Source organism: Paenibacillus tritici (assembly GCF_013204885.1).
Taxonomy (GTDB): domain Bacteria; phylum Bacillota; class Bacilli; order Paenibacillales; family Paenibacillaceae; genus Paenibacillus_AQ; species Paenibacillus_AQ tritici.
Genome location: NZ_JABMKX010000001.1, coordinates 72,639 through 85,761 on the forward strand (window position 1 = coordinate 72,639; position 13,123 = coordinate 85,761).

Sequence of the window (13,123 nt, forward strand, 5' to 3'; positions counted from 1 at the left end):
TGGACATTATCATAATAGTTAACACTATAGCATCAGCCATTATACAGGAGGGGTTATTATGTCAGTAACAGCCGCACTGCCGCAAGCGCTGGAAATCGGACTTGTACAGATCCGGGTAAGTAATTTGGAGCGTTCGCTCAACTTTTATCAGAATGTCATCGGACTGCAGATTTTGCGCCGGCAGGGGCGTGAGGCAGAGATGACGGCCGATGGCAAGCAGGTGCTGCTTGTTCTGCGGGAGATTGACCATGCCCGGATTCTGCGCAGCAATTCAGCAGCCGGTTTGTACCATTTTGCGATTCTGCTGCCGGACCGGCCCAGTCTGGGACTCGTGCTGCGCAGTCTGATCGATTCAGGCATTCATGTCGGGCAGGGGGATCATATGGTCAGTGAGGCATTGTACATCCAGGACCCTGATAATAACGGGATTGAGCTGTACCGTGACCGGCCCCGCGACACCTGGAAGTATGATGCGGAGGGGCATGTCGTTATGACCACCGATCCGGTGGATGTGGACGGACTGCTTGCCGCGTCAGAGGGACTGAGCTGGACCGGACTGCCCTCCGGCACAGTGATTGGCCATGTTCACTTGCATGTTGGCGATCTGGCGGAGGCCAAGAGATTCTATGTAGATGCGCTTGGCTTCACTGCGACTGCCCATTACGGGGATGCGGCAATGTTCATATCGGCCGGCGGGTATCACCACCACATGGGGCTGAATACCTGGGCTGGACAGGGCGCTCCTGCTGCTCCTGCCGACGCTGCGGGCATCGACTACTTCACTCTGCTGCTGCCTGACAGCCGGGATGTGTATGAAGTAGCTGAACGTGTGAAGCGCGCAGGATACCAGGTTGAAGAAGAGGGCGGCATCGTTACGCTGAAGGCCCCGTGGAACATCGGGATTCAACTGCTGGTGAAGCACTAAAATCATAAATATCCAGTTCCGGAAGTAACCGGCGAGGCCTAAGAGAACTGGAGTATAGCGGGAGGTACGTGCGGATGATTTTAATTCCGCAGTGCCTTCCGTTTATTGACGTTTGACGTTATCATAGGATATCAATATGCTCAAATATAAATCGGGAGATGATGGACTTGGAGACTTTTCTTGCTGTATTGCTGATGCTCGGACTGATCGCGGTCTCGAATATCGTGAACCGGTTCATTCCGTTTGTCCCGATTCCCCTGATTCAGATCGGACTTGGGATTATTGCTGCACTTGTTCCAACCGGCATACATATGCACTTTGAGCCTGAGCTGTTCTTCGTGTTATTCATTGCGCCTCTGCTGTTCAATGACGGGCGGCGGACACCGCGGGATGAGCTATGGAATCTCAGAGCGCCTATTCTGCTGCTGGCACTGGGACTTGTATTTGTAACGGTATTTGTCGCAGGTTACGCGATCAACTGGATGATTCCTTCGATTCCGCTGGCCGCCTCCTTCGCACTGGCAGCGATTCTCTCCCCTACCGATGCCGTAGCGGTTGGAGCGCTGGCTGGAAAGGTCCATCTGCCGAAGAGTATTCACCGTATTCTTGAAGGGGAATCGCTGATGAATGATGCGTCCGGCCTGGTTGCTTTTAAATTTGCTATTGCAGCCATGGTTACCGGAGTGTTCTCTCTTCCGAAGGCATCGCTCAGCTTCGTACTGATTGCCGCCGGTGGACTGCTGCTCGGTGCGGTGCTGTCGTTCCTGCTGATCCGGCTCAGCGTGTTCATCCGCAGGTTCGGTATGGAGGATGTCACGATTCATGTGCTGCTGCAGATTCTTACGCCGTTTATCATCTATTTGGTCAGCGAGGAGATCGGAGTCTCCGGTATCCTCGCGGTTGTAGCAGGCGGTGTGATGTTCGCTATTGAGAAGGACCGGGCAGTCTCCCCTCAATATAAGCTGCAGCTTGTATCAGCCAGCACCTGGTCGGTACTGCTGCTGGTGCTGAACGGGCTGGTATTCCTCATGCTTGGCGTGTCCGTTCCGGATGTGGTTGAAGTGATCTACCGGGATCAGACGCTCAATAACTTCATGGTTGCCGGGTATGTGCTGGCGATTACGGCGCTGCTTATTGTGCTGCGTTTCCTATGGGTCTATGCCTATTCCTTATGGGAGAGCAAGCGCCTCAAGGCAGAGAAGGCGCCGCTTAAGTCCCAGATTATCACTTCAATCTCCGGCGTGCGGGGAGCCGTAACCCTTGCGGGTGCCTTTTCCATTCCGCTGGTGCTGGGTGACGGGATCACACCTTTCCCCGAACGGGACTTAATTATTGCGCTTGCTGCTGGTGTCATTCTAATGTCGCTGATCATCGCCAGCATCTTCCTGCCGCTGCTCGCCGACCAGGAAGAGACTGTGGTTCAGACCATCGGAGCCGGCCACGGGAGCACAGAGCTGGCGGCCAGAAATGTAGTGATTGACGCAGGGATGTCCATGCTGCGCAGCCTGGTTGCGGAGAATCCAGAGCGGGCAACACAGCCCGTCCTGCTGGAATTCACAGACAAGGTTGACAGACTGTGTGCTGCGCGAGCAGACAAGGATTCAGCCAATGAGCAGTTTCGTCGTCTGGGAGTCGAAGCGCGTATGAATGCTATTGAAGCAGAACGTACAGAGCTGCGGCGGATCATGGAGAAGGGGGCGCTGCCGGCGCCGGTCGCCGTGAAGATGGAAGAACTGCTGGATCATACGGAATCTCTGCTGTGCAAACGGCTTGATACACAGATCAAATTCTCGCTTACGGAAATTCAGCGCTTGTTCTCGGGCCTGTTCTCCGGCAAGCTCAGCGGGGAAGAGGGACGCCTCGCCGTGCAGAATGCCGAAAGCGCCCGGACGGCGAAGATTGCGATGTGCCAGGCGGCCGTCTCCGCCGTCAGTGCGGGAATGAGTGAGGAGAACCGGCTGGCTTCGCAGAAGGTCATCGACAAGTACGAACGGCTGGAATCCCGGCTGGAGCAGGGGGAAGGCTGGAGCAAAGACGGCGTCGTGGATGATGAGAAGCTGGAGCTGAAGCTGCAGGCGATTCAGGAGCAGCGGAACACGGTACAGGAGATGTACCAGAACGGGGCGATTAATCTTAAGATTGCCGGCAGGCTGCGGCGGTTCGTGGATCAGCTGGAAACCTCGATCTGGGAGGATTAAGGTTAGGAGAGGCACCCGCTTCAACCTATTGAATGCAAACAAACCCGCATACTGCCAGGACCAGTCCTGTAGTATGCGGGTTTATTAGTCTTATGGGAGCATCCGGTCAGATTCCTGAACGTCTTGTCCGGCGAAGAAACATCTGTCCCATCACCTCGCTCAGCACCAGTCCGGCAGCAATGGCTCCGGACAGGAGCAGGGCCTGGACCGCAAGCTGAATCCCATGGTTATTGTCATTCTCCACGAACCTGCGCATGGCGTCATAAGCGAGACCGCCCGGTACGAGCGGAATGATGCCGCCGACACTGAATATAATGACCGGCATCTTGAAGGAGCGCGCAAAAAACTGGCTGATCACTCCAACCACCAGGGTAGCCCCGAAGGTGGCAACGACCGTATCCCACTCGTAATCAAGCTGCAGATACAGCATCCAGCCGATCATCCCGGCGAAGCCGCATTGGAGCAGCGCGCGTGCCGGTGCATTGAACAGGATGCAGAAGGAGGCAGCGGCAATAAAACTGGTTATAAGTTGCAAAATCATGGAAGAACTACCTCTTTCACATGGGTGTTAGAAAAGGGACAACACAAGACCTATACCGGTTCCTATGGCAAAGGCGGTCAGAAATGCGTCAGCCCCCTTGGAGAGACCGGAGACCAGATGACCTGCCATCAGGTCACGGACCGCATTGGTGATGAGCAGCCCCGGCACGAGCGGCATGACACAGCCGATGATAATCTTGTCCATCTCGCGTCCCACACCGAACTTGACGGAGAAGAAGGCCAGGAGGCCGATGATAAAGGAGGCGATGAATTCCGCGAAGAAGCGGACCTGCACCAGACGGTGAAGATAGATGACGGCGGCGAAGCCTGCCCCGGATATCGGCAGGGACGGCAGCGCATCCCACAGGCTGCCCTTGAACATGACGGTGAAGCAGGCTCCGGTCAGAGCGGCGGCTGCAATCTGCAGCCATACCGGGTAAGCATGAGCTGCATCATCGACAATGCCCAGGCGCTCCCGGGCTTCTGCGGCAGTCAGCTGGCGTTCACTCAGCCGCCTGGAGATGTCGTTGACCTCGGATACCTTTTGCAGATCGGTCGTCCGCTCGGCGATCCGGAACAGCTTCACCGGCTCGGTCCGGCTGGTGGTGAACATAATGACCGTCGGGGTGACGTAGCTATGCGCACCGGGGAAGCCGAGGGCCGCTGCCATCCGGCTCATGGTGTCCTCCACGCGGTAGGTTTCGGCGCCGCTTTGCAGCATGATTTTGCCTGCCAGCAGGCACAGATCAATAATGTCATGCGTGGAAGTGTTACTGTTGATGCTTGTGTTATCGGTGCTTGGGCTATCCAACTTCGTCGATCCTCCCCGGGAATGTTATCTACTGATTGTCGCCCGAAAGCCTGAAAATTTCAACCTTTATTCCATATATTCTGACGAATCCATGTTTTTTATCAGAAAACATACAAAAGTCGGTTTCATTGCTGCATCAAGAATACCCGCTTCATTGCTCCAGCGTACATAATCCCGTAGCCACACCGCCAGAGATAATGGTCAGAATCGAATGGAAAAAGGTCTCCTTGGAGATCAGCAAACCTCCGGCACCGATGATGAGGAAGTCCGTCAGGAAGATGATCAGCCCGATATTGAGCGGAAGATAACGCTGGATGTATTTGGCCAGCAGATCTGTGCCGCCTGTACTGGCTTTGAACCGGAGCATAAGGCCGAGTCCGGTGCCCATCAGGAAGCCGCCGATGATGGCGCTTGAGATAGAGCCCAGCTCAATGTAGTACAGGAAATAATATTGCAGCGGAAAGAGCAGCTCAATCAAGAGGGACGAAGCCAGCAGCCCCATAATGCTGTTGTAGAAGATATCCCTTTCCCGGAACCAGGCCAGCAGGAAGATAGGCAGGCTGCATAGCATAATGCACAGTCCGATTTTGGTGCCGGAGATATAATTAATGATGAGGGCGATGCCGATAATTCCTCCATCGAGGATTTTATAGGGGACCAGGAAGAAGTTAGTTCCTGTTGCAATCAGCAGGCTGGCCAGCAGAATAATAACGTAGCTTGGATAGGACCGCATATTCAACATCTCCGGATTTGAGGCATGTCTTAATAACTATGCGCCTATCTGGAAAAAAATAGCTAAAATTTCCTATTTGTCAGAATTCATTGACAGCAGAGCAGGTATTCCGTATCCTTCCCTCCAATTCTTCCTGAGGTTATACCTTCAGTCCGGCAGCATTCACGTTGATGTATACACTGTTAGCGGGAATAACGCTTGCGGAAACGCAGCGGTGAGATCCCAACCTTGCGGCTGAAGCGCCGGGAGAAGTAAGCCGTACTCTCGAAGCCTGTGCGTTCTGCGATTCCCGCTATCGGGATCTCCGTCTTCAGCAAGAGCAGCTTGGCCTGCTCCAGCCGGTAATCCGTCAGGTACTCCATAGGGGTCAGCCCGTAGACACGCTTCATGCAGCGGGCCAGATAATTGTAGTGAAAATGCAGCGCGTCCGAGAGAGTGGTATTCGTGATATCCTCCGCATAGTGGCTCCGCAGGTAAGCCTCTGTCTGCTCGGCGATCTCGGCACTCTGGCTTCCGGCCGTATCCTGCCGGGCCATATCCATCGTCCGCAGCATCTCCTCGAAGATGCGCTGCTGCTGCCAGACTGTGCTTGAGCGCCGCCCGGCCTGGAGCTGCAATAATTGCTCGGCCTGGCCACTGCGCGCGAATGGTGCAGGCAGCGGTCCGAATTGTGGGATGCGGATAGTATAGGGATAGGTAAGGAACTGGCGGAAATGCTCCTCCCGGTCCGCATACACCGGCTCGCCCGCAGATTCAACCCACTCTCCCACCGTGTGAAAATGAACCCAGGTGAAGCGTGTCTCCTCCTCGCAGGGCTGAACGGAATAATGGTAGCGGTCAGGCAGCAGCAGTAAAGTATGCCCGGAGCCTACAGCCCACTCCTTATGCTCTTCTCCGATGAACAGGCAGCCCTGCTCCACGATGATAAGGTCGAATTTCCCCATGCGGCTGCGGTTCGGATGCTGTGCCCCGGGCGGGTATACAGTATGGCCACACTCCAGGAAATAGGGGAACGGCGGTGCGGCCAGATGAATATAGGAAGGATTAAAGGTCATATGGACTCCTTGTACAGGCAGGAATGTTCTGGCGGACTTCGCTGTAGGCCAAGAATAGATAGTGTGAAAAAGTACAAAAACAGAGTTGAGTCTGATTCTGTTTTTGTTTCATTGTACCGTCTATAATGACAAATAGCGAGTAAGAGTTAAAGCAGAGGAGATGCGGAAATGAGCGAATATGAAGGTACAGAGGTTCAGCCCACTGATCGTCCCGGCCATTCAAGTCAGACAGTGTCCGTTCACGATGAATTCTGGGGCCGGTACATCCGGCTGGTACAGGATACGGTAATTCCATATCAATATGAGGCGCTGCATGACCGCGTGGCGGAAGCAGAACCGAGCTATGCCATCGCCAATTTTGAAATCGCTTCCGGGAGGAGAGAGGGCAAGTTCGGAGGCATGGTCTTCCAGGACAGTGATGTGGCCAAATGGCTGGAGGCAGCGGGGTATTCACTTAGCATCAAGCGTGATCCTGAGCTGGAGCGTCAGGCGGATGAAGTGATTGATCTGGTTGGAGAAGCGCAGCAGGAAGACGGCTATCTTAATACGTATTTTACGATCAAAGAACCAGGTAAGCGCTGGACCAACCTCCAGGACTGCCATGAGCTGTATTGTGCCGGGCACTTCATTGAAGCGGCGGTAGCTTACTATGAAGCCACAGGCAAAGACAAGCTGCTGAATATCATGCGCCGGATGGCCGACCATATTGATTCCGTCTTCGGGCCGGAAGAAGGCAAGCTGAAGGGATACGACGGTCATCAGGAAATAGAGCTGGCGCTGGTCAAGCTGTACCGGCTGACGGGTGAGGAGAAGTATCTGAGACTCAGCAGCTTCTTCATCGACCAGCGTGGACAGGAGCCGAACTTCCTGCGGCAGGAGTGGGAGAAGCGCGGGCGGATTACACATTGGACGGGCCAGACGGACCAGCTGGATACAGCCTACTATCAGGCACATCTCCCGGTCCGGGAGCAGAGTGTGGCTATAGGCCATTCCGTCCGTGCCGTCTATATGTACAGTGCCATGGCCGATCTGGCGCGGATTACCGGAGATGAGGCACTGCGCAAGGCTTGTGAGCAATTATGGAATAACATGACGGACAAACAGATGTACATTACCGGCGGAATCGGTTCTACCCACCATGGCGAGGCGTTCACCTTTGATTATGACTTGCCTAATGACACCGTGTATGCGGAGACCTGCGCTTCCATAGGGCTGATCTTTTTTGCCAAAAGGATGCTGGAATTGACCCCGGACGCCCGGTACGCCGATGTGATGGAGCGGGCGCTCTACAATAATGTGCTTGGCTCAATGGCACAGGACGGTAAACATTACTTCTACGTGAATCCGTTGGAGGTATGGCCGCAGGCCTGCACCTGCAATCCCGGCAAACATCATGTGAGATCAGAACGCCAGGGCTGGTTCGGCTGTGCCTGCTGCCCTCCGAATGTAGCCCGTCTGCTGACTTCATTGAACCAGTATATCTATACGGTGCATAGCGACACACTTTACACGAATCTGTATATTGGCAGTGAAGTGAAGACAACGCTGGGAGGGACAGAGGTAACAATCAGCCAGCAGAGCCGTTTCACGTGGGATGGAACCGTCATCCTGAAGGTTGATCCTGCCGAAGCCGGAGAGTTCGGTATTGCCCTGCGCATTCCTTCATGGAGTACGAGCAACGAGATCAGAGTGAATGGAGCAGCGGTTAGTGCTGAGGAAGCTCTGGAGCTGGGATATGCGGTAATCCGCAGGGAATGGCAGGCCGGTGACCTCATTGAGCTGACTCTGCCGATGGAAGCGCACCGTGTATACGCTCATCCGAATCTGCGTGCCGATGCCGGGAAGACGGCCATTCAGCGCGGACCGCTGGTCTATTGCCTGGAAGCTGTGGATAACAGCGAGCCGCTAAGCTCAGTTTCCTTGAGTGAAGCAGCGGCATTCACTGAGACGTATGATGAGTTGCTGCTTGGTGGTGCTGTAGTGCTCAGAACAGATGGCTACCGTGTGGACGGTCAGAGCTGGAGCGGTGGACTCTACAGCAGAACCAAGGCTGCTGTCCAGCCGGTGGAAGTAACGGCAGTCCCTTACTATCTGTGGGGCAACCGCGGCAGCGGCGAGATGAAGGTCTGGATTCCGTAGTTATCACATATGAGCGGTAGCTGCCATATAATGCTGTAGCCAACCTCCCCTGTAGGCAAGTAGGTGGACAAATGTATCTTAATTTCGCTATTTTGGTTTCTCTGAGGGATTTAGTTGGATAAACGTAATTTAATTCCAGACACTTCCCGCATTTTGATCTGTTTTGCTAAGTTTAAGTGCTCTTTTTCCAATTGCTGCCCTGGCATTGCTTCTTTCGTACTTTAGCAAGTGGAGAAAATCCATCTAATTACGGCTGCCGCAGCAGACCGGCTCTCACGAATACTGCTTCAAGCACACAATAGCCCCCGGCTGCACCGCTTAGGCGGAACAACCGGGGGCTATTGTCAATAATGCTGACTAACCCAATACAACAACAACCTGGTGAACCGCACCGTCGCCCACAGGAGCGATGATGTTGCCTTCCACAGCAGCGCCGTCAAGGGTCAGGCTGGCTACGCCTTTGGAGACATGGTTCGGGTTCTGGATCGAGATCACATAAGTGTCTCCACGGAAGGCGCGGGTAATTTCGAAGCCATCCCACTCCGCAGGGATACAAGGATCTACCTTGAGACCGGCAAAGTCAGCTTGAATACCGAGAATGGACTGAGTAATCGCTACATAGTTCCATGCAGCTGTGCCTGTCAGCCAGGAGTTTTTCGCCTCGCCGTGACGTACCGCGTCTTTACCAGCGATCATCTGGGAGTACACGTAAGGCTCCATACGGTGCACTTCGCTGATGTCCTCCAGGTAAGCCGGAGCGATTTTTTTGTAGATTTCAAAAGCTCTGTCGCCGTGTCCAAGCACCGTTTCAGCGATCATGATCCAAGGGTTGTTATGGCAGAAGATGCCGGCATTCTCTTTGTAACCCGGAGGGTACGTAGAAATTTCACCCAGGTTCAGATAGTACTTGGAATACGGAGGCTGCTGCAATACGATACCGTAGTCCGTATCCAGACGTTCCTGCACGGAAGTCAGGGCGCGGGCGGCTTCGCCGTTCTCCACACCGATACCCGCCATTACGCACATGCCTTGCGGCTCGATGAAGATCTGGCCTTCCTCGTTCTCCTTGCTGCCGATCTTGTCGCCGTAGTGGTCGTAAGCGCGCAGGAACCAGTCGCCGTCGAAGCCGTGGGACAGAGTAATGGCACTCATGTTCTCGATCTTCGCTACTGCATCTGCAGCGACATCATCCAGTCCGCGCATGCGGCAGATCTCGGCATAGTCCGGTCCGACGAAGACGAACAGGCCTGCAATGAACACGGATTCGGCTACACCGCCCGCGATATTCTCGGTGGTCTGGAACGATTCGCCCGGCTCGGTGGAGAAGCAGTTCAGGTTCAGACAGTCATTCCAGTCCGCGCGTCCGATCAGCGGCAGGCCGTGAGGTCCGAGGTTGTTCGTTACATGCTCGAAGCTCAGCTTCAAATGCTCGAACAGGGTGGCGGTGTGATCCGGATTGCTGTCAAAAGGAACCTGCTCGTCGAGGATCGAATAATCGCCGGTTTCCTTGATGTAGGCCGCTGTACCCGAGATCAGCCATAGCGGATCATCGTTGAAGCCGGAGCCGACTTCGTTGTTGCCTTTTTTGGTAAGCGGCTGATACTGGTGATATGCACTGCCGTCAGGGAACTGGGTGGCGGCGATATCGAGAATACGTTCTCTGGCACGCTCAGGAATCTGATGCACGAAGCCGAGAAGATCCTGGTTAGAGTCGCGGAAGCCCATACCACGGCCGATCCCGGATTCGAAGTACGAAGCAGAACGGGACATGTTGAAGGTAACCATACACTGGTACGGGTTCCAGATGTTAACCATCCGGTTCAGTTTATCGTCACCGCTCTGGATCTGATATTTGGACAGCAGGTTATCCCAGTGGGCGGCCAAGTTAGCCAGCGCAGCATCCACCTGGGCGTCTGTAGCGAATTGATCAATTACAGCCTGTGCAGGTTTCTTGTTGATAACGTTCAGGGATTCCCATTTCTCATCCTCAGGGTTCTCGATGTAGCCGAGTACGAAGATGAAGCTTTGTTCTTCGCCTGGTTCCAGCGTGATGTTGAGGGCGTGGGAGCCGATAGGTGACCAGCCGCTGGCTACGGAATTCGTAGCTTCACCTGCAGCAACTGCCTGCGGAGCGTCCAGACCATTGTACATGCCCACGAAGGATTCGCGGTCGGTATCGAAGCCGGCGATTTCTTTATTTACCGAATAGAAGGCGTAGTGGTTTCTGCGCTCGCGGTATTCGGTTTTGTGATAGATAACGGAATCCTTCACTTCAACTTCGCCGGTGCTGAGGTTACGCTGGAAGTTGGTCATATCATCATTGGCATTCCACAAACAGAACTCGGCAAAGGAGAACAGCTTAACAGTCTTCTTCGCGTCGCCGGTGTTCTTAACGACAAGGCGGTGTACTTCAGCGTTATGGCCCATCGGTACAAAAGCAAGCTGGTTCACGGAAATGCCGTTACGCTCGCCTGTAATGGAAGTGTAGCCAAGACCATGGCGGCATTCGTAGAAGTCCAGATCGCGCTTCACCGGCATCCAGCCCGGGGTCCAGAAATCACCGTCATCGTACAGGTAGTAGTAGCGGCCGCCTGTATCCAGCGGAATATTGTTATACCGGTAACGGGTAAGTCTTCTCATCCGCGCATCGCGGTAGAAGGTATAACCACCGGCAGTATTAGAGATCAGGCCGAAAAATTGCTCGTTGCCGAGATAGTTAATCCACGGGTAAGGGGTTTTGGGGGTGTTGATTACATACTCTTTGCGGGTATCGTCAAAAGTTCCGAATTTCATGAGAGACAAGTCTCCTTTCGATTGTGAACGCGCGTTTACAAGACGGAGAAAAAATTCCCTCGGGGCAAGGGAGTTTTCTGTATCCTGAAATATTACTTCTTCGGCGGCTGGCACGAATCTCTTGTGACCAGACGCGCCGGGAAACTGATGGTGCTGAAGGTCGGCTGCTGCGAATCGCACAGCTCAATGACCTTCTCGACAGCAGCCTTGGACATCTCGTAGATCGGCAGACGGACAGAGGTCAGCTTGGGATGAATCCGCGCGGCAAGCTGCACATCATCGAACCCCGCAATGGATATATCCTCCGGCACGGAAATGCCATGCTCGGCGAACGCTTCCATGGCTGAAATAGCCATGTCATCATTGGAGGAGAAGAAGGCTGTTGGCAGCGGGCCGCCGGAGCTCAGCAGCTTCTTAACCTCTTCATAGGCGGTTTCCTTAAGGAAATCGCCTTGCAGGATGAAGTCCTCATTCAGCGCAAGTCCATGACGCTTCAGCGTATCCTCGTAAGCCGTGTAGCGTTCCCGGCCGGAGTAGGTGTTCATCCGTCCGCTGATAATGCCGATCTCCTGATGGCCGAGACCAATCAGGTACTCAATCGCTTCAGCCGTGCCTTCATAATCCTTGGAATTTACAATAGCCAGATGATTGCGGTCCAGATGCTCCGACATAATCTCCGAAATGTCATAATCAATCAGCACAAGCGGCGAGTCGAGACCGACCATCTCCCTGACAATGCCGATATCCTTCTGCGTGCCGACGATAATGCCGCCGTCAATCCGTTTCTGCAGGAAAGCCTGCTTCACCTTCAGGAAATCGTCGGGAGAATAGACGGTATGGATCAGAACATAACAGCCACGGGCGTTCGCCGTGTCCACAACGGCATCGACGAACGGGGCGAAGTAGTTATTCTGATAGATCCGGGTCGCATTCTCTTTCTCGTTCATGCTGATGGCAAACAGCCCGATCGTATCGGTCTTCTTGCCGGCCAGAGCCCGGGCGAAGCTGTTCGGCTCGTACTGGTGCTGCTCAATGACCTTCAGCACCTTGGCCCGGGTCTCCTCAGGGACATTGGAATAGTTGTTGATCACACGGGATACGGTGCTTCGCGAAACCCCGGCTAGCTTGGCAATATCTTCGCTTCGCATGATGTACCCCCTCTAGTGTAAACGCGCGTTTATGGATTCATTGTAAAATAAACCGCTCCATAAATCAATCGTCTGTCCAAAGAAACTTGCTTTGAAAGATAAGAAAGAGTCGCCTGAACAAGCGCTGGATATCGGAGTGTTATATTCTAAATATTTACAAGGGAAAATATACCTGATATATTAAAAATGCTCATAAAACCATTTTGAGAGGGAAGGAGACTTGCGTATAGACTCCAATCTGCCGGATAGTGTGAAGTGCAAATAGTCTGCTGCTCTGCTCAGCCGGACTTCGCCAAGCGAGTGCTGTGCGTTTCGTTCAGACCGATTCCCCTATTCCCCAAGAATTAAGGAGGATATTGATACATGAGACAATTAAAAACGTTGATCGTGTTTCTCTTCGCAGCAAGTTTCTTATGGGTCTCCGCTCCTTCTGCGCATGCCCTTTCTCTGGCCCCTGGGTTTAATTCGCCAGTAACCCTGACTCTGCAGCCGGGACAAACCACATATTTGCTCTGTACAGCCTACGCCAAAACGATTAAAGCCGTTGTGGAGAAGCAATCGGGTACGGGTAAAGTGACGGGAGCTTATTATTTCAACATGAGCAACCGCGGCCAGATCCAAATGGGCACAATGAGTGGTGCCAGTGCTGTTCAGGATCTGTATTTCAGCTATTGGGACGGCAGTGCCGGAAATGCGCTGCTCTACCTGAATGCAACGGATACAACGGCTCCTGTTCAGGTGAAAGTGACCTTTTATAATTTAAGCAACTAATATAAGGACA

10 protein-coding genes are annotated in these 13,123 nt (G+C 53.7%); 4 read left to right on the forward strand and 6 right to left on the reverse strand.

Annotated elements, in window-relative coordinates:
* The first annotated feature begins 58 nt into the window (after positions 1 to 58).
* Complete coding sequence (locus HQN87_RS00355) at positions 59 to 925, forward strand: VOC family protein (RefSeq protein WP_173126044.1); 867 nt, start codon at positions 59 to 61, stop codon at positions 923 to 925.
* Between the two features lie 161 nt (positions 926 to 1,086).
* Positions 1,087 to 3,123, forward strand: coding sequence for a Na+/H+ antiporter (locus HQN87_RS00360; RefSeq protein WP_436836449.1), 2,037 nt, complete (start codon positions 1,087 to 1,089; stop codon positions 3,121 to 3,123).
* 106 nt (positions 3,124 to 3,229) lie between these two features.
* On the opposite strand, the gene HQN87_RS00365 is transcribed toward HQN87_RS00360, so the two are convergent.
* The 4 genes from HQN87_RS00365 to HQN87_RS00380 all read right to left on the reverse strand — a co-directional run bounded on the left by HQN87_RS00365 (position 3,230) and on the right by HQN87_RS00380 (position 6,262).
* Complete coding sequence (locus HQN87_RS00365; protein WP_173126051.1) at positions 3,230 to 3,664, reverse strand: threonine/serine exporter family protein; 435 nt, start codon at positions 3,662 to 3,664, stop codon at positions 3,230 to 3,232.
* A gap of 27 nt (positions 3,665 to 3,691) precedes the next feature.
* Positions 3,692 to 4,474, reverse strand: a complete 783-nt coding sequence (locus HQN87_RS00370; RefSeq protein WP_216857087.1) for a threonine/serine exporter family protein — start codon at positions 4,472 to 4,474, stop codon at positions 3,692 to 3,694.
* 151 nt (positions 4,475 to 4,625) lie between these two features.
* The gene (locus HQN87_RS00375) at positions 4,626 to 5,207 is read right to left on the reverse strand and encodes a YitT family protein (protein WP_173126054.1); all 582 of its coding nucleotides are present in this window, start codon (positions 5,205 to 5,207) and stop codon (positions 4,626 to 4,628) included.
* Positions 5,208 to 5,389: 182 nt separating this feature from the next.
* Positions 5,390 to 6,262 (reverse strand): helix-turn-helix transcriptional regulator, encoded by an 873-nt coding sequence (locus tag HQN87_RS00380; RefSeq protein WP_173126057.1) that lies wholly within the window; start codon positions 6,260 to 6,262, stop codon positions 5,390 to 5,392.
* 168 nt (positions 6,263 to 6,430) lie between these two features.
* Here HQN87_RS00380 and HQN87_RS00385 point away from each other — a divergent pair, with 168 nt between their 5' ends.
* Entirely contained in the window at positions 6,431 to 8,401 is a 1,971-nt protein-coding gene (locus HQN87_RS00385; RefSeq protein WP_173126060.1) for a glycoside hydrolase family 127 protein, read from the forward strand.
* Between the two features lie 357 nt (positions 8,402 to 8,758).
* Here the strand turns inward: HQN87_RS00385 and HQN87_RS00390 are convergent, their stop codons facing one another.
* Together HQN87_RS00390 and HQN87_RS00395 are read right to left on the reverse strand one after the other, a co-directional pair.
* Positions 8,759 to 11,194 carry a glycoside hydrolase family 94 protein gene (locus HQN87_RS00390; protein ID WP_173126063.1) on the reverse strand — a complete coding sequence of 812 codons (2,436 nt, stop codon included), beginning with the start codon at positions 11,192 to 11,194 and terminating at the stop codon, positions 8,759 to 8,761.
* Between the two features lie 92 nt (positions 11,195 to 11,286).
* The gene (locus HQN87_RS00395; protein WP_173126065.1) at positions 11,287 to 12,342 is read right to left on the reverse strand and encodes a LacI family DNA-binding transcriptional regulator; all 1,056 of its coding nucleotides are present in this window, start codon (positions 12,340 to 12,342) and stop codon (positions 11,287 to 11,289) included.
* Between the two features lie 363 nt (positions 12,343 to 12,705).
* Here HQN87_RS00395 and HQN87_RS00400 point away from each other — a divergent pair, with 363 nt between their 5' ends.
* Positions 12,706 to 13,113: a hypothetical protein gene (locus HQN87_RS00400; protein ID WP_173126068.1), complete on the forward strand. Its 408-nt coding sequence runs from the start codon at positions 12,706 to 12,708 to the stop codon at positions 13,111 to 13,113.
* Positions 13,114 to 13,123 lie beyond the last annotated feature (10 nt).

Coding starts and splice junctions, on each gene's coding strand:
- HQN87_RS00355 (WP_173126044.1), top strand. CDS start 59: ATGTCAGTAACAGCCGCACTGCCGCAAGCGCTGGAAATCGGACTTGTA.
- HQN87_RS00360 (WP_436836449.1), top strand. CDS start 1,087: ATGGACTTGGAGACTTTTCTTGCTGTATTGCTGATGCTCGGACTGATC.
- HQN87_RS00365 (WP_173126051.1), bottom strand. CDS start 3,664: ATGATTTTGCAACTTATAACCAGTTTTATTGCCGCTGCCTCCTTCTGC.
- HQN87_RS00375 (WP_173126054.1), bottom strand. CDS start 5,207: ATGCGGTCCTATCCAAGCTACGTTATTATTCTGCTGGCCAGCCTGCTG.
- HQN87_RS00380 (WP_173126057.1), bottom strand. CDS start 6,262: ATGACCTTTAATCCTTCCTATATTCATCTGGCCGCACCGCCGTTCCCC.
- HQN87_RS00385 (WP_173126060.1), top strand. CDS start 6,431: ATGAGCGAATATGAAGGTACAGAGGTTCAGCCCACTGATCGTCCCGGC.
- HQN87_RS00390 (WP_173126063.1), bottom strand. CDS start 11,194: ATGAAATTCGGAACTTTTGACGATACCCGCAAAGAGTATGTAATCAAC.
- HQN87_RS00395 (WP_173126065.1), bottom strand. CDS start 12,342: ATGCGAAGCGAAGATATTGCCAAGCTAGCCGGGGTTTCGCGAAGCACC.
- HQN87_RS00400 (WP_173126068.1), top strand. CDS start 12,706: ATGAGACAATTAAAAACGTTGATCGTGTTTCTCTTCGCAGCAAGTTTC.